At 61.4% G+C, this 14784-nt stretch carries 17 protein-coding genes; 9 read left to right on the top strand and 8 right to left on the bottom strand.

The annotated features are described in order from the left end of the window. Nucleotides 1-46 precede the first annotated feature (46 nt). A complete protein-coding gene (gene mgtE, locus FXB38_RS31310) occupies nucleotides 47-1468 on the bottom strand; it encodes a magnesium transporter (protein ID WP_148754840.1) in 1422 nt (473 codons plus the stop codon). A gap of 75 nt (nucleotides 1469-1543) precedes the next feature. Between mgtE and FXB38_RS31305 the strand changes: the two genes are divergently transcribed. Both FXB38_RS31305 and FXB38_RS31300 read left to right on the top strand, forming a co-directional pair. After that, nucleotides 1544-2350, top strand: coding sequence for a polysaccharide deacetylase family protein (locus FXB38_RS31305; RefSeq protein WP_148754839.1), 807 nt, complete (start codon nucleotides 1544-1546; stop codon nucleotides 2348-2350). A 181-nt stretch (nucleotides 2351-2531) separates the two neighbouring features. Then, complete coding sequence (locus FXB38_RS31300) at nucleotides 2532-3782, top strand: polysaccharide deacetylase family protein (protein ID WP_148754838.1); 1251 nt, start codon at nucleotides 2532-2534, stop codon at nucleotides 3780-3782. Nucleotides 3783-3792: 10 nt separating this feature from the next. Here FXB38_RS31300 and FXB38_RS31295 read toward each other — a convergent pair whose 3' ends face one another. Next, nucleotides 3793-4167: a hypothetical protein gene (locus FXB38_RS31295; protein WP_148754837.1), complete on the bottom strand. Its 375-nt coding sequence runs from the start codon at nucleotides 4165-4167 to the stop codon at nucleotides 3793-3795. 229 nt (nucleotides 4168-4396) lie between these two features. Here FXB38_RS31295 and FXB38_RS31290 point away from each other — a divergent pair, with 229 nt between their 5' ends. Further along, nucleotides 4397-4654: a hypothetical protein gene (locus FXB38_RS31290; RefSeq protein WP_148754836.1), complete on the top strand. Its 258-nt coding sequence runs from the start codon at nucleotides 4397-4399 to the stop codon at nucleotides 4652-4654. 426 nt (nucleotides 4655-5080) lie between these two features. Here FXB38_RS31290 and FXB38_RS31285 read toward each other — a convergent pair whose 3' ends face one another. Then, the gene (locus FXB38_RS31285; protein ID WP_148754835.1) at nucleotides 5081-5905 is read right to left on the bottom strand and encodes a universal stress protein; all 825 of its coding nucleotides are present in this window, start codon (nucleotides 5903-5905) and stop codon (nucleotides 5081-5083) included. A 603-nt stretch (nucleotides 5906-6508) separates the two neighbouring features. Between FXB38_RS31285 and FXB38_RS31275 the strand changes: the two genes are divergently transcribed. Then, nucleotides 6509-6805 (top strand): hypothetical protein, encoded by a 297-nt coding sequence (locus FXB38_RS31275; RefSeq protein WP_148754833.1) that lies wholly within the window; start codon nucleotides 6509-6511, stop codon nucleotides 6803-6805. A gap of 88 nt (nucleotides 6806-6893) precedes the next feature. Here the strand turns inward: FXB38_RS31275 and FXB38_RS31270 are convergent, their stop codons facing one another. Both FXB38_RS31270 and FXB38_RS31265 read right to left on the bottom strand, forming a co-directional pair. Continuing rightward, nucleotides 6894-7346, bottom strand: coding sequence for a DUF2267 domain-containing protein (locus FXB38_RS31270; RefSeq protein WP_148754933.1), 453 nt, complete (start codon nucleotides 7344-7346; stop codon nucleotides 6894-6896). Nucleotides 7347-7481: 135 nt separating this feature from the next. Further along, complete coding sequence (locus FXB38_RS31265; protein ID WP_148754832.1) at nucleotides 7482-8042, bottom strand: NuoB/complex I 20 kDa subunit family protein; 561 nt, start codon at nucleotides 8040-8042, stop codon at nucleotides 7482-7484. 216 nt (nucleotides 8043-8258) lie between these two features. On the opposite strand from FXB38_RS31265, the gene FXB38_RS45110 reads away from it, so the two are divergent. Further along, nucleotides 8259-8624, top strand: a complete 366-nt coding sequence (locus FXB38_RS45110) for a DUF4167 domain-containing protein (RefSeq protein ID WP_430640198.1) — start codon at nucleotides 8259-8261, stop codon at nucleotides 8622-8624. Nucleotides 8625-8722: 98 nt separating this feature from the next. On the opposite strand, the gene FXB38_RS31255 is transcribed toward FXB38_RS45110, so the two are convergent. From FXB38_RS31255 to FXB38_RS31245, 3 genes are all read right to left on the bottom strand, one after another. After that, nucleotides 8723-9193, bottom strand: a complete 471-nt coding sequence (locus tag FXB38_RS31255; protein ID WP_148754831.1) for a YbhB/YbcL family Raf kinase inhibitor-like protein — start codon at nucleotides 9191-9193, stop codon at nucleotides 8723-8725. Between the two features lie 73 nt (nucleotides 9194-9266). After that, on the bottom strand, nucleotides 9267-10496 hold the full coding sequence (locus tag FXB38_RS31250) for a S1C family serine protease (protein WP_148754830.1): 1230 nt from the start codon (nucleotides 10494-10496) through the stop codon (nucleotides 9267-9269). A gap of 55 nt (nucleotides 10497-10551) precedes the next feature. Beyond that, on the bottom strand, nucleotides 10552-11742 hold the full coding sequence (locus FXB38_RS31245) for an NADH-quinone oxidoreductase subunit D (protein WP_148754931.1): 1191 nt from the start codon (nucleotides 11740-11742) through the stop codon (nucleotides 10552-10554). A gap of 236 nt (nucleotides 11743-11978) precedes the next feature. On the opposite strand from FXB38_RS31245, the gene FXB38_RS31240 reads away from it, so the two are divergent. The 4 genes from FXB38_RS31240 (at nucleotide 11979) to FXB38_RS31225 (ending at nucleotide 14758) form a co-directional block, all read left to right on the top strand. Beyond that, nucleotides 11979-12530 carry a uracil-DNA glycosylase gene (locus FXB38_RS31240; protein WP_148754829.1) on the top strand — a complete coding sequence of 184 codons (552 nt, stop codon included), beginning with the start codon at nucleotides 11979-11981 and terminating at the stop codon, nucleotides 12528-12530. A gap of 298 nt (nucleotides 12531-12828) precedes the next feature. Further along, entirely contained in the window at nucleotides 12829-13155 is a 327-nt protein-coding gene (locus FXB38_RS31235; RefSeq protein ID WP_246230269.1) for a hypothetical protein, read from the top strand. A 1-nt stretch (nucleotide 13156) separates the two neighbouring features. After that, the gene (locus FXB38_RS31230; RefSeq protein ID WP_148754828.1) at nucleotides 13157-13723 is read left to right on the top strand and encodes a type II toxin-antitoxin system VapC family toxin; all 567 of its coding nucleotides are present in this window, start codon (nucleotides 13157-13159) and stop codon (nucleotides 13721-13723) included. A 423-nt stretch (nucleotides 13724-14146) separates the two neighbouring features. Then, complete coding sequence (locus FXB38_RS31225) at nucleotides 14147-14758, top strand: hypothetical protein (protein ID WP_148754827.1); 612 nt, start codon at nucleotides 14147-14149, stop codon at nucleotides 14756-14758. The last annotated feature ends 26 nt before the right edge of the window (nucleotides 14759-14784 follow it).

Here is a 14784-nt window from a genome sequence, read left to right as displayed (position 1 = left end):
AGCGGAGAGCGCGCGGCGCCCCGGAATGACGGAACGGAGGCGCGACCTATTTCAACCCGAACCACAGCGTGGCGATGCCGAGGAAGGAGAAGAAGCCGACGACATCCGTCACCGTCGTCACGAACGTGCCCGACGCCACCGCCGGATCGGCCCTGACGCGTTCGAGCGCCATCGGGATCAGGATGCCGCCGAGCGCGCCAGCGATGAGGTTGCAGATCATCGCCAGCCCGATGACGATGCCGAGGCCCGGGATCTTGAACCAGGCCACCGCGGCGATACCGGTGATCACAGCAAAGGCAACGCCGTTGATGAGACCGACCAGCGTCTCGCGGATGACCACGCGCCAGGCGTTGGAGGAGCCGAGCTCGCGGGTCGCGAGCGCCCTCACCGCGACCGTCATGGTCTGCGTCGCGGCATTGCCGCCCTGGCTCGCGACGATCGGCGCGAGCACGGCGAGCGCCACCATCTGCTCGAGCTGGCCCTCGAACAGGCCGAGCACGGAGGACGCCAGGAAGGCCGTGGCGAGATTGATCAGCAGCCAGTTGAAGCGGCCGCGCGCGATGGTCAGAAACGTGTCCGAGAGCTCTTCGTCGCTGGTGACACCGCCGAGCGCCTTGAGGTCCTCGTCCGCCTCTTCCTCGATGACGTCGACCACGTCGTCGACGGTGATGACGCCGACCAGGCGGTCCTGGGTGTCGAGCACGGGTGCTGCGACGAGGTTATACTTACCGAACATACGCGCCACCTCCTCCTGGTCCTCCAGGACGGAGACGCGGCGGCGATCCTCGTCGGTCAGCTCGGCAAGCGCCACCGGGCGGCGCGCGCGCAGGAGCACATCCAGCGGAACCGCGCCTTGCCAGTGCTGGTCCTTGTCGACGACGTAGATCTCGTAGAACCGGTCCGGCAGATCGGGCGTATCGCGCATGTAATCGATCGCCTGCCCGACCGTGAAATCCTGCGGCACCGCGATGAACTCGGTCTGCATGCGCCGGCCCGCGGAGTTCTCCGGATACAGCAGGCTGCGCTCGAGCGCGACGCGCTCCCGCAGCGGCAGCTTCTCGAGGATCTCCTCCTGCTCCTCCTGGTCGAGGGTTTCGAGCAGCTCGACCGCATCGTCGGATTCCAGTTCGCGGACGCCCTCGGCGACCGTCTCGGGCAGCAGCTCGTCGAGGATCTCCCCGCGGACGCTCTCGTCAACCTCGTTCAGTGCGGAAAAGTCGAAGTCGCGCCCCGTCAGCTCGACCAGGCGGACACGATCGTCGGGTGCGAGCGCCGCAATGAGATCACCGAGATCGGCCTCGTGCAGATCGGCGACGCAGGCGCGCAGCGCGGCGCTGTCGGCGGCCTCGATCGCATGGGCAATTTCCTCGACGAATTCATGCCGAATCTCGCCGTCTTCATTGCGCATCGGGACGTGGTCGAGTACCAAGGACCCGGTGGAAGCGGCGTCATCCATATGTTCATCCATGGTACGCCTCGCCGTTGACAGGTTGATGGTTTGGGCTGACGGTCAGGCAATACCCACAAGGCAATCGCGAGCGCAATGGCAAAGATGCATCGACCGAAATGGACCTCGATCATTGTGGGCCCGGCTCTCGCCGCCCTCACCGCGATTGGTTCAGTCGAGGCCGCGGACTGCCCGCGGAGCGATGCGCTCGGCACGTCGCGGGTGCTGAGCGTCGATGCCAAGACCACGCCGCGCGTCGGCCTGAAGAGCTTTCCGCAGACGCTGCCGCTCGCAGATCACGAGGTGGTGCTGACCTTCGACGATGGCCCGCGTCCGCCGATGACGTCGAAGGTGCTGGCGGCGCTGGCACAGGAATGCGTGCGCGCGACCTTCTTCCTGGTCGGGCGGAGCGCCGCCGAATATCCTGACCTCGTCAAGCGCATCGCCCGCGAGGGTCACACCATCGGCCATCACACCTGGTCGCATCCGTACATGGCGCGGATCCCGGCCGATGCGGCGAAGTACGAGATCGACCGCGGCATCGCCTCCGACGAGATGGCGCTGCACGGGGTCTCGACGACGACGCCGTCGACGCCGTTCTTCCGCTTCCCCTATTTCGAACAGACGCAAGCCCAGCTCGACCTGCTCCAGTCGCGCGGCATCGTCGTGTTCGGGGCTGATCTCTGGGCCAGCGACTGGAACGACATGACGCCGGAGCAGGAACTCAAGCTGGTCACCGAACGCCTAGCCGCCGCCGGCAAGGGCATCATCCTGTTCCACGATCCCCAGGCGCGTACGGCGGCCATGATGCCGGCCTTCCTCCGGTATTTGCGGGAGAACGGCTTTCACGTGGTTCATTTGGTCCCGGCGGTCACATTACAGAAGAACGCCAACGCGCATTGATGCCGGAATGTCACGGCTGACCGAGATGGGGTGATTTGAGCCCTATTAACACTCCGTTCATGCTACGCCCTGCAAAGATTGAGGGGGACCCCTAGGCGGGGAAAGGTCTTTGCGCCTGAACCGTTTCCTGATGGCTCCGACCTACTATGGCGGCAAACGCAGATGAGGGCAGACCGGGTTCATGATCGGCAGTAGCGTTGTTTTTCGGACGCGACCGTGGACCGTCCTGCTCCTGGGGCTGCTGACCACGGCGTCGCCGGCGGCCTTCGCCGCCGAATGCCCGGGCCATCCGGGCGCGCTCGGCACCTCCCGCACGCTCGTCGTCGATCCGCATGAGCATCCGCGCATCGGCACCATGCAGTACCGCGAGACGCTGCCGCTGAAAGACCACGAGGTGGTGCTGACCTTCGACGACGGTCCGCTGCCGAAGAATTCCAACCAGGTGCTCCAGATCCTCGGCGACGAGTGCATCAAGGCGACCTTCTTCATCATCGGCGAACAGGCCAAGGCGAACCCGGAAGGCGTGCGCAAGCTGGTCGCGGCGGGCCACACTGTCGGCACGCACAGCATGAACCATCCGCTGACCTTCGACCGGATGCCGCTCGACAAGGCCGAGGCGCAGATCAACGGCGGCATCGAGTGGACGTCGGCTCCGATGACCGATCCGTCCAAGCTCGCGCCGTTCTTCCGCATTCCCGGCCTGATGCGCGCCGAGGGCGTCGAAAACCTGCTGATCTCGCGCGGCATCCAGGTCTGGAGCGCCGACTTCCCGGCCGACGACTGGCGCCATATCTCGCCCGATCGCGTCTACCAGCTCGCGATCCAGCGGCTGGAGGCGAAGGGCAAGGGGATCCTGCTGCTGCACGACATCCAGGCGCGCACCGTGGCGGCGCTGCCCAAGATCATCCGCGACCTGAAGGCACGCGGCTATCGCATCGTTCATGTGGTGCCCGCGACCGCCGACCAGCCGGCGACGCCGACCACGGCGGTGGAGTGGCTGCTGCATCCGCCGACGGAAACGACGCCGATCGCGCGCTGGCCTTCCGTGCCGAACTTCGCGTTCACGCAGACCGCGACGCTGCCTGCGCCTGGCCTCGCCGATCTCAACACGCAGACCGGGCACCAACCGCTGGTGTTGCCGCGCAAGACCGTGGCTCAGGCCGATGTCACCGCCACCCTGCCCGCGCCCGGGCGCGATCTCTTCGCGATCCCCGAGGGCTCGGTCGATGTGCTGCTGTCGGCGACCTTATCGCGACGCGCCGCAACGCGGCTCGCGATCGCGGCCGAAGCGCCGCATGCCGGCAAGGGCAAGCCGGCCAAGATGCAGGCACGGCGAACCGCGCATGCTGCACACCCGAAGCACGCGGCCCAAGCCAAGAGCACTTCGCCGCGCCCGACCCGCGTCGCCACCAGCGTGAAGAAGCGCGCCTGAGTAAAAGCCGTTACTGCCGCATGATATTGGCGACGCAGAGCAGCACGATCAGCGCCAGGAAGAACAGGTCCATATAGGACTTGAGCTCGCCGTCACGGCGCAGCCGGGCCACGTCGGCCACGACCTGCTTGCGCGTATTCGTTCCGCCCGAGCCGTCATTGATCGGCGCCTGCAGGCGCTTGGTCTCGGCTTCCAGCTTCTCGATCTTCTGGAAGAAGTAGAACGCGCGCAGCGTCGAGGCCGCGCGCATGCCGCTATAGACCAGCACCAGGATCGCGAGGATCGCCCGGTTCTGGTACTTCTCCATGAAGTTCAGGCTGAAATAGACCAGCGCCATGAACGCGAAGTTGGTCAGGAAGCGGTAGACGAAGCTTAGAAAGACCATGCTGGCTCCAGCCGAGAGAGGTCGCGCGAGGCCCGTCTAGCCCAACTTCGTTTCAACAAAGATACCATCGCCCGCGTGCCGCCGCCTTTTAGCCACGCGCCGCCATAATGCAAGCGAGAGCGCAGCCCCTCGCGGTGTTCCACGCGCCGCGGCTCGATGGAGATTCGGCCGAAGCTACGGTAGACTGCTGCCGCTGCCACACTCGAGGTCAGCGGATTGGGGTCTGCCGATGCCGAAGAAGGGAATCACTGGCCACGACGACTGGGTTCTGACCGAGGCGCTCGCAACCGCGCTGGTGGCGCTGGAGCAGCTCGAGGCCAAGCACCAGCCGTGCGCGCATATGGACGACATCCGCAAGCTGCTGTCGAGCGGCAAGGAGCCGGCCGCGGTGAGCCTGCATCTCGCCCAGGCCAAATGCCGGCTGTTCCCCGACCTCGATCCGCTCGAGATCTACCGCGAATACGGGATCGGCGAGGAATATGGCTAGCCAGGGAGATCTGAGCATCTTCCTCGAGCGATGGCCGGTCATGATGCTCGCGCCAAGCGCGACGGATCAACCATCCTACACTGGGGAGCCTTGCCCGGTGCCCCTCCGACCGCCGCCAGCGCTGTGCGCCAAGTCGGTATATCCCTGTGGATAGCCTGTTGAGGGGTCGCGCCAAATCGCGCGAAACGACCCCGCCAGCTACCGAAGTAGGCTGACGGGGCTTGTGAAACGATCTTTGGCTTGATTTGCCATTCCTCTCGGTTTGGCTTTGTCATTCCGTCGACCGCTCACTGACTGAATAACGAGGCGCGCAGGTTGCCGTTCCTCTGTCGGCGCAATTTTTTCGCCCCCAGCGGCTGCAGGTTTCGACCAGCTCGGCCCCGGCGCCATATCGATGTCGCCAATCATTCCAGGCCTCTTGACCGATCAGTGAGCGAGAAAGCAGCATTTTGGACTGCGTGTCAGCAAGTCGGCCGTGACGCTGCCAAATACCCATTCGCGTAGCCGCGTATGTCCATATGCACCGGTGACCGTCAAATCGGCACCGTGTTGTTCCGCCGCCAGCATGAGTGCGTCCGCCACCGACCGTTCCGCGCGCACACGCGCTTCCGCTTCTGCGCGGACATCATGACGGCCAAGAAACGTCGCAACGTCCGCAACCCTCGCTTTGGCGGCATCGATTTCAGTTTCGTCGACGACTTCGACAACCGATACGAGGTCGGCTCTCTGAAGCAACGGCAGCGCATCGAGACACGCGCGGCGCCCTTCTCGCGCATCCTTCCAGCCGACGACGATGCGCTTCGCCTCCAGGCTCCGTGTTCCGTCTGGGACAACCAGCACCGGTCGGCGAGCGTGCATCAGCACGTCGCCTGGGTCCATTAAGCTGAAAACGCCAAGCTGGGCGGGGGCTCGGCCGAGAACAATGACGTCGGCCGCACGGCTTTCGCGTACCAATACCGCTTCAGGCACCCCAACCACTGAGCGCCATTCAGTTTGCAGGCCGCCGACCGCTGGAGAGTTCCGGAACCCCGCCTCCGCGTTTTTGAGTCCCGTCCGGATGCGCTCCTCTTCTGCCTCCATCTCGGCTGCGATGGCAACCCCGCCGTAGTTATCGACCACTGGTGCCCGCAGCTGAGCTGCGGCTACACCGATCAGCCTGGCGTTAAAGCGACGCGCAACTTGCGCGGCGCATTCAAGGCGGTTGCGCGATGCGTGGTCTGGTTCGATATGAACAAGAATGGATGTTAACATCCGATTTCCCTAAGTAACCTGCCGTTACGCGTACGGCCGGTTCGCTGTCGCCACCCGACGCAGAGCGCTCGAGGCGAGATGCAGAACGAAGGGCCATGATGCGCATGGCGCGGGCTAGATCCGATCACGCAGGCCTTTGACACCCTCGCCCTGGGCGCAGTGCTCGCAACAGAAAAAAGTGCCCGCCTTCTCCAGGCCGTGTCCGACGATACGGATTCCACAATGATCGCAGCTCGGCGCTAGCGCGTGAATGGCGCATTCGAAGCTGTCAAATGTGTGCGCTTTCCCGTTCATCGAGACCTGAAAGGTCTTGTCATAGTCATTGCCGCAGGTTTCACATGTCGCCATGATCTCTCGCCTCCGCCGATGTCGCATATGGACGCTGAAGTCGCCAAATGGCACTTGGTTCCAACAGGTGATGTGGCTGGACGTCCACGGCCGCAATACCTACCCATTCAGCGTATCCAATAATGATGCTTCGGGTCTTCCATTCCCACCCCGGGCAGCTCAAGGATTCTGTCCAATCGGCAGCCGGCAATTCATTGGAACAGCCATCTGGCTGGAGCGTTCGCTGGTCGGGGCGTGCAGTCAGAGGAGACGGACATGAGACGAATGATCCTGACGCTGCTCGCCGGTGCTGGTGCTCTCATAGCGTCGAGCGCTTATGCTGCCGACGAATTTCAAGTCGGAGACGGCTCGCCTTTGCTCCATCAGGCGCGGCTCGTTTGTGACGACGCCGGCCGATGCTGGCACACCAGAGGCGATCGCCGCGTCATCATTGGAAACGACTATTATTACGGTCCGCGGCGATACGACTACTACGATCGTGGCTACTACGACCGGCCGGGTATCGGGGTCTATGGGCCGGGCTTCAGCTTTGGCATCGGCCCGGACTGGTGACCGCGATGCGGCCTTTCGACGGACGGCAAGCCCAAGTGAAGAATCCGGCGGGCCGTCCGTCTCTGCGGAAGGCGTGGTCCCGTTCCAGTTAGGCGGCAGACTGCCCTTGTTGACGACCGGCCGTCCAGAGAGCCCGCACCTCTTCAGGCAATGCATGGCGGACCTTCTCGACCTGATTTGGGTCAAGGTGATGGTTCAAGACCCGGAACGTGGCCTGCGCGGCATCGCCTGCGCCGATCGGCCGCAACGAGCTCAGCTCTGCGGAAATGATCCCGAGAAATTCGGCTGCAGAACGCCAGTCCTTCGGGACTTCACTCGGCCGCCACTGATCGTAGTAGACGCCTCGGACCAGCAACGGGAGCTGGGCACCGAGGTGTGCCGCTAGATTGACCGGGATCCGATCGCGAATGGTTCGGAGCACCGTTCCCAACGCATGCCATGCAAGCTGCCTGTCATGCGGCAGCGACGTCATCATCTCATCCAGCCACGTGTTTGTGAGATGGATCGTTCTGTCAAATACATCGAGGCCTGTTGCACTCATGATTACGTCCTTTTGCTCGAAGACAGCTGAACGGACAACGTCGGTCGTCACCACGGGTTCTCGATTATTGAGAGATTGATACCGGCGCAGCGATGCCGCAATCGATATGCTACTGCCTCCCGGAGCGGTTCGCGCTCAACGCTCGATCGTTCCGGTTCGGCGGATCTTCTTTTGCAGGAGCATCACGCCGTAAAGGAGCGCCTCTGCCGTCGGCGGACAGCCGGGGACGTAGATGTCCACGGGAACAATGCGGTCGCATCCGCGCGTCACCGAATAAGAGTAGTGATAGTATCCCCCGCCATTGGCGCATGATCCCATCGAGATCACATATCGCGGTTCCGGCATCTGGTCGTAGACCTTGCGCAGCGCCGGCGCCATCTTGTTGCACAGCGTGCCGGCCACGATCATGACATCCGATTGCCTTGGGCTCGCACGCGGCGCAAATCCGAACCGCTCTGCGTCATAGTGCGGCATCGCCATTTGCATCATTTCGATCGCGCAGCAGGCGAGCCCGAACGTCATCCACATCAACGAACCGCTTCGCGCCCAGGTGATGAGATCATCGGCCGCGGTGACAAAGAAACCCTTGTCGGCGAGATCGCCCCTGACCGCGCCGAAAAACTCGTCGCTCGTCGGTTTGCCGGTTCCGGGGTCCAGGAGCCCTCTGCCAGCGGGCACGATCAACGGACGGTCCATGCGCGTCTCCTGTGCTGCACTTTCTCATGCAACGTCCAGGCGGCGGTACCGTTCGTTTCGTAAGCAATGTTTCGCGCGAACTGCACCGGACGGTTCGGCGCGGTCCCTCGGACTGCACGCGGCTTGAATTGGTAGCTCGGTTTCCTATATCTGTGTTGGCAGTCGATGAGGATCGCTTCGGTTCTCGCCGCGGCGAGCTTCGACGGATGGTGACGTATGATCGTCCCACAATCCACGTCTGCCCCCAACCCACTTTGGATGAACATCGTGCGGCGTCAGCCGGGCGACTTATGGATGGACATGACAACGTCTGCACTCAGCGGGGCGGTCGAGCCGCGCTTCAGCATCAAAATGCCGCGCAAGTCTCAGATGCGCAAAACCAAGCACGCTGCCCGCAACGGCATCGCGATCAATTCGTCCCGGAATGCTCAAAGACACTACGAGCGCTATCTGGCGCTAGCCCGCGCCGAAGCCTTGAAGGGCGACCGGATTGCTGCGGAGAACTACTTTCAACACGCAGAGCACTATCTGCGATCGATGCGCGAGAACGGCGCCGCCGCTCCTTTGGGTGGCCGCTCGTAGCGGTGGGCTTCGCCACGAGCAACGTGCTTGCAGCCAGCGCGAGCGGCGCTTCCGGATCGCAGTCGTAGACGCTCTCAAATCGCGAACCGCCGTTTGCGTCACCGGCTATAGACGCCGATGAGCTCGGCCTGCCCGAGCATGTGCTTCTCAGCCGACTTCCAGATGTCGGCAACGGACATCTTGGGCGCTCGCGAAAGCGCTTCGACATCCAGCGCCGCCAGCTTGAAGTGGTAGTGATGGGTTCCGTGTCCCTTCGGCGGGGCGGGTCCGTGATAACGCATCTCGCCGAAATCATTGACGCCCTTTCCGAGCCTCTCCGTTTTGGTCTTCGCGCCGTGGCCGATTCCCTCCGGCAGCAGCGTTCGTTCGCCCATGATGTTGTAAAGGCCCCAATGGTGAAACGTGCCGGACGGCGCGTCCGGATCTTCAACGACGAGGGCGAAGCTCTTGGTTCCCGCCGGCGGATCCGACCACTCCAGCGGAGGTGAGAGGTCTTGTTCATCCGCCGTGTATTTTGCGGGAATTCGGTCGCCATCGTGGAACGCAGGGCTTTTCAAGCTGAATGTCATTCGCGCTCTCCTGATTTTTGCACCATCGATCTCTTTGTGCCGAGCGGCTCACAAATGACGGACTACAATCCCGCTATCTCGGAATGCTAGGGAAGACGTTGCGTTCACTCGGCAGCTGGCCCACGGTCACGCTCAACGGGTTCACTTTTCCCTGTCTAAGCGCAGTGACCTGAATCCGAGAGCCCGGCGCCGTCCCGTGGACCTTCTTGGTCAATTCGCTGGCATTCTTGATTTGCTCCCCATTCACCGAGGTAATCACATCCCCGGTCCTTAGCCCCGCCTTCGCCGCGGGACCGTTCTCTTGAACGCCTGCCACGATCGCGCCGTGGAGATCGCTTCCGCCCAGGCTGTCGGCAAGTTCCGCAGTGACCGATTGAACCTCGACACCCATCCAACCGCGCGTCACCGTGCCTTTGTCCTTGAGTTGCGGTAGCACCGTCTTGACGACTTCGGCGGGTATCGCAAACGCGACGCCCACCGAGCCTCCGGAAGGCGAAATGATCATGCTGTTGACGCCGATGACTTTGCCGCTCGTGTCAAAGCTCGGCCCGCCGGAATCGCCCTGGTTGATCGGCGCATCGATCTGGATGAAATCCTGCGCAGAACCAGTCCCGATGTTGCGCTCACGCGCCGAAACAATGCCGGCTGTAACCGAGCCGCCGAGCCCGAACGTATTGCCGGCGGTAAGCACCCAATCACCGGTGCGCGGCGGCTGGTCGGCGAGCTGCACGTAGCTGAAGTCGTTGCGACCGTCGACCTTGATCAAGGCGATGTCGCTCAAGGAATCCCTTCCCACCACTTTCGCGGAATAGGTCTTCTTGTCACTGGTGCGGATCTCCGCCGTGTCACTGGTCTCCACGATGTGACTGTTGGTCACGGCATAGCCGTCAGGCGAAATGAAGAAACCTGATCCGATATTCACCGTGCGTGTCGTTCTTGGAACGGTACCGCGATCGGGGGCATCCGGCGCGGGATTCTCGCTTTGCGGCGAGTCGTCGTCGGGTCGACCGAATTCGAATGATTGGTCGGGCAACGAATTGGGCGTCGCAGCTTTGGAGCTGACCGCTAGCACGGCCGGCACAACTCTTTCGGCGAGATCTGCGAAGTTAGCCGGGCCGGCATTGCTCTCACGGTCCGCGATCTGACGTATGAAGTTCAAGGACACGTCCCCGGATAGGGCCCGTTGTGCGGGATTGACGGCCAGTGCCGGCTCGATAGTCGCAACCGACACGATCGCGGACGCGATCGCACTGCCAATGATGGACGCTCGGCGGCAGATGAAAGGTCGTTTTTCATGAACCATTTCTGCTTCCCTTCCACTGCTTGTCAGTTTTCATCGCGGTTTCCTCTTCGAGAGGTCAGCGATCGATTTCACCGAACACAATGTCCAGCGAGCCGATGATTGCGGAGACGTCCGCCAACAAATGGCCGCGGCTGAGCAAATCCATCGCCTGCAGATGCGCAAACGAGGGTGCGCGGATCTTGCACTTATAGGGCTGGTTCGTGCCATCCGAGATCAGGTAGACGCCGAATTCGCCCTTGGGGGCTTCCACCGCGGCATAGACCTCGCCGGCCGGCACGCGAAACCCTTCCGTATAGAGCTTGAAGTGATGGATCAGGGCCTCCATCGAGCGCTTCATCTCGGAGCGCCGCGGAGGAAAGACCTTGTTGTCCTGCACCGCGACCGGACCCTGTCCGTCGGAAGCGCGCAGCTTTGTGATACACTGTCTCATGATGCGCACTGACTGACGCATTTCTTCCATGCGGACCAGATAACGGTCGTAGCAGTCGCCATTCTTGCCGATCGGAATGTCGAATTCCATTTCCGGATAGCATTCGTAGGGCTGCGCCTTGCGCAGGTCCCAGGCCGCGCCCGAACCGCGCACCATCACGCCGGAAAAGCCCCACTCCCAGGCTTCCTTCAGCGTCACCCTCCCGACGTCGACATTGCGCTGCTTGAAGATGCGATTTGGCGTCAACAGCCGATCCAGGTCGTCCACCACGCGAAGGAACGGATCACAAAAGGCTTCAATGTCGTCAATCAGCTTTGGGGAAAGGTCCTGATGCACGCCGCCGAACCGGAAGTAATTTGCGTGCATGCGCGCGCCGGAGGCACGTTCGTAGAACACCATGAGCTTCTCACGCTCTTCGAAGCCCCACAACGGCGGCGTAAGCGCGCCGACATCCATGGCTTGGGTCGTGATGTTGAGAAGATGCGAGAGCAGACGTCCGATTTCACAGAACAGCACGCGGATCAATTGGCCGCGGCGCGGCACTTCGAGGCCAAGCAGTCTCTCTGCTGCGAGGCAGAACGCATGCTCCTGGTTCATCGGTGCGACATAATCGAGCCGGTCGAAATACCCGATCGCCTGCAGATAGGTCTTGTTTTCAATCAATTTTTCGGTTCCGCGGTGAAGCAGACCGATGTGAGGATCGACCCGTCGGACAACCTCACCGTCAAGTTCCAATACCAGCCGCAGCACACCATGGGCCGCTGGATGCTGCGGTCCGAAATTAATGGTGAAATTACGAAGGCCGCCTTGTTCCATGGGCGAACTCAAGGTTTGTAGGCGCAAAGGCTGTCGGCACAACGACCCGGGTCGACGAGCCTGCACCCTTCGACCCGCGAAGCGCCAAACATCCCCAGGCGTTGGTTGTTCCTAACGCCCCTGTCGGCCGCCAGGCGAGACGGGATGTGCCGCGCGCTTTTTGGAAATCAGGGACGGGATCGCGGTTGATAGAGCCTGAACCTTGCATAGTCAGGCCAGGCCAGACGCAGGAACCGATGGCTAAGGAAAGCGTCGCCAGGACACATCTCGATCATCGTCGCGTCGCGCCTGAGGGCCCGTTCCGACGACCGCGGCTATACGTGGTTGGCGAAGCACCTGGCGCCGAGGAAGTCGCGCAGGGTAGGCCCTTTGTCGGGCCAGCCGGCAGGGCGTTGCGCGAGATGCTAAATGAGGCCGGGATCGCCCCCCAACAGGTGCGTTTGGCAAACGCCATACCTTTTCGACCGATCGCGTATTCGAAAGATCGGAGGCCACGTAACCGCAGCCCAACAATAGAGGAAGTCGATCATTATGGAGCGGCAGTGCTGAGTGACATCCGGCGTTCCAGGCCGGGCGTGATCGTTGCTCTTGGCAGCACCGCGTCTCGCCTGTTTGGCGAATCGCAATCGATCCGCCTAATGCGCAAAGCAAAGCTCCAGTTTGAAGGCTACCCGCTACGCATCACCTTCCACCCGGCCTACGCCCGCCGCTTCGGTGGACGCGACGGCGACGTTTGGCGCCAGGCGGTCGCCGATCTACGCAAAGCCGCTCGCAGGCGTCGGTCTTGATCGCCGCGGAAGGCAATTTCAGCGGTCACGAAGGCAGAGTTCGCTATGTCGACTTCACGGGTGCCGGTCAGTGCGACATTTCTTCTCTGAGCCGTTGGGCACGGCGACTGCTTACTCGTGACGAAGCAATGGTTTCGCGGGATAGTCAACGCCGGCATTTTGAAGACTAAAATAGAGACCGGCATCCGACCAGTTCCTGCATCCGACCCCCTTCCCTCCAGGCTTCCCCTTGAAGAAGGCGCAGCAAAGCGCTACGTTAGACAAAATCCATTTTTGTCTAACATACGGGCGAAATTCCATGGCGAAGGCATCAGCGAAGAAGCGCACACCGCTCCTGGCGAAACAGAGGGGAGCCGCATCCAGCGGGCTTGTCGTGAGCAAGGCACGATTCGAAGCGGTCATGCTGGCGGCGGAACGATCTGGCCTCCTGAATAAAAAAGGCGGCCGTATCGGCGGCAGGGTGAGCCCAGCATTGGTGAGGCAGGCCAAACGGCAGACGGGCATCAAGACGGATACAGACTTGATCGAGTTTGCCCTAGCGACGATAGCGCTTCAGGACAACTTCGCAGATGTGTTCAAGGGGTCTCGCGGCGAGGTCGATCCAAAACTGAAGCTCGGTTTTTGAGGTGACGGAATTCGATTTCGACGCTGCCCGGCGCTGGGCGCGCTTCGACCCGCAAAAGGCGCTGACGCGACGAAGTGACAATGAGCTGCCGTTCGTCAATCCGAACCTAACTGTCGGCCAAGGACTTCTGCTTGATACCTCCGTCTACATCGATCAGATGCAAAATCGTTCGCCTCAGATCTTGGACGAGCTGATCGCTCAGCGACAGGTCAATCACTCGACCATCGCCGTCCAGGAATTGATGCACACGGTCGGCGTATTGAACCCGTCAGACGCGCGAACCGCTGGGGTCATTGAGGTGATTGGCAAGCAGATCAGAGCAATGCCACCACATCGTATCTTTGCGCCGGACACCGAGATTCTCGGACGTGCTGCGCTGTTATCAGGGGTACTCTGCCGCCTCCAAGCCTACGAGAAGGACGGCAAGCTTCGCGCGCTTCAGGATTGCGTGCTATTCCTTCAAGCGCAAAAGCTAGGCCTAGTTGTTCTGACCGCGAACGTCGGCGACTACGACATTCTACTCCAGCTCATTCCAACAGGACGCGCGCTGTTCTATCGTTCGAAATGAAGTCATCTTAGACTAGATCGGCCTGACGCCGTGAAGGTGCGCCGACGACCGTCGCGGAACGCGCTGAAGAGAAGCTATCGGCCTTCATTTCGGGGCGACGCCGTCATTGAAGAATCTCAGCGGGTTGCGCCGGCAGAAGGGTGGCTCTCGGGTAACTTCCTGAAATGAAACATTATATTTCAATGACTTACGCGTTTGATGCGCTCGGAGGATATTGGACTTTCGTGTCCGTTCAACGGCTTAGCTGGTCTTACCTGCCGTAGGGGACCGTTGAAGCGTAACGGTTATTTCCCGCGGCGGTCTTACCTCAACCACTTGTTGCCCCGCAGCTTCGCGACGGCAGTGCAATATATTCGCCGGTCTCACAAAAGTTACATGGAGTGAGTTACCTCCGAAAGTAATCGCAGATGAGGTCGGCGGGTCATGGACACCCTCGAAGATTTTCTCAAGCAGAACTTTGAAGCCTTCCAAAGACCCCGGTCGTGGTACGTCAAAGCGCGCGATCTCTTCAAATCTGCTGGAGTGCTTGCGAGTGAGGAAAGAGCGCTCGTCCTACGCTACGAGACCGCTCTAACAGTAGCTTCCGAGAAACTAAATAAAGGTGACGTGGAGCACGCAGAAATCGAGTGCGATGAACCAAACGTTTTTTCAATTTTTCTTTTGTACGGCTATGCGTTGGAAAACGGCCTGAAGGCGATCATTGTTGATCGCGACCCCTCTCTAATCGGACGCGAGAAGATCTCCGAAAAGATCAGCCAGCATGATCTCGTCTCTCTCGCCGAGCTGGCGTCACTCGCAATGTCTGGCTCAGAACAAGAGCTCCTGAAATGGCTGACGCAGGTAGTGGTCTGGAAGGGCCGGTACAATGCACCTCGCAGACCGGATGCTCTTGGCGTCTTTTGGGCCCTCGACCATCTTACGGGATCTACTTTCGATGCATGCTTGGAGGCGATCGATGGGCTCTTTCGGCGGATCACCGCCGCACTGCCGGCCGCTGCGACCGAGCGTGAACTGTCAATCGGCTTGCAAATTTGACCCCTCGTATTGCCGCATCCAGAATG

This window comes from Bradyrhizobium cytisi, from assembly GCF_008123515.1.
Lineage (GTDB): Bacteria > Pseudomonadota > Alphaproteobacteria > Rhizobiales > Xanthobacteraceae > Bradyrhizobium > Bradyrhizobium cytisi.
Note: the sequence above shows the minus strand (reverse complement) of the source record. Positions and strands in the feature narration are given on the sequence as shown.

Coding starts and splice junctions, on each gene's coding strand:
- mgtE (WP_148754840.1), bottom strand. CDS start 1,468: ATGGATGAACATATGGATGACGCCGCTTCCACCGGGTCCTTGGTACTC.
- FXB38_RS31305 (WP_148754839.1), top strand. CDS start 1,544: ATGGCAAAGATGCATCGACCGAAATGGACCTCGATCATTGTGGGCCCG.
- FXB38_RS31300 (WP_148754838.1), top strand. CDS start 2,532: ATGATCGGCAGTAGCGTTGTTTTTCGGACGCGACCGTGGACCGTCCTG.
- FXB38_RS31295 (WP_148754837.1), bottom strand. CDS start 4,167: ATGGTCTTTCTAAGCTTCGTCTACCGCTTCCTGACCAACTTCGCGTTC.
- FXB38_RS31290 (WP_148754836.1), top strand. CDS start 4,397: ATGCCGAAGAAGGGAATCACTGGCCACGACGACTGGGTTCTGACCGAG.
- FXB38_RS31285 (WP_148754835.1), bottom strand. CDS start 5,905: ATGTTAACATCCATTCTTGTTCATATCGAACCAGACCACGCATCGCGC.
- FXB38_RS31275 (WP_148754833.1), top strand. CDS start 6,509: ATGAGACGAATGATCCTGACGCTGCTCGCCGGTGCTGGTGCTCTCATA.
- FXB38_RS31270 (WP_148754933.1), bottom strand. CDS start 7,346: ATGAGTGCAACAGGCCTCGATGTATTTGACAGAACGATCCATCTCACA.
- FXB38_RS31265 (WP_148754832.1), bottom strand. CDS start 8,042: ATGGACCGTCCGTTGATCGTGCCCGCTGGCAGAGGGCTCCTGGACCCC.
- FXB38_RS45110 (WP_430640198.1), top strand. CDS start 8,259: ATGATCGTCCCACAATCCACGTCTGCCCCCAACCCACTTTGGATGAAC.
- FXB38_RS31255 (WP_148754831.1), bottom strand. CDS start 9,193: ATGACATTCAGCTTGAAAAGCCCTGCGTTCCACGATGGCGACCGAATT.
- FXB38_RS31250 (WP_148754830.1), bottom strand. CDS start 10,496: ATGGTTCATGAAAAACGACCTTTCATCTGCCGCCGAGCGTCCATCATT.
- FXB38_RS31245 (WP_148754931.1), bottom strand. CDS start 11,742: ATGGAACAAGGCGGCCTTCGTAATTTCACCATTAATTTCGGACCGCAG.
- FXB38_RS31240 (WP_148754829.1), top strand. CDS start 11,979: ATGGCTAAGGAAAGCGTCGCCAGGACACATCTCGATCATCGTCGCGTC.
- FXB38_RS31235 (WP_246230269.1), top strand. CDS start 12,829: ATGGCGAAGGCATCAGCGAAGAAGCGCACACCGCTCCTGGCGAAACAG.
- FXB38_RS31225 (WP_148754827.1), top strand. CDS start 14,147: ATGGACACCCTCGAAGATTTTCTCAAGCAGAACTTTGAAGCCTTCCAA.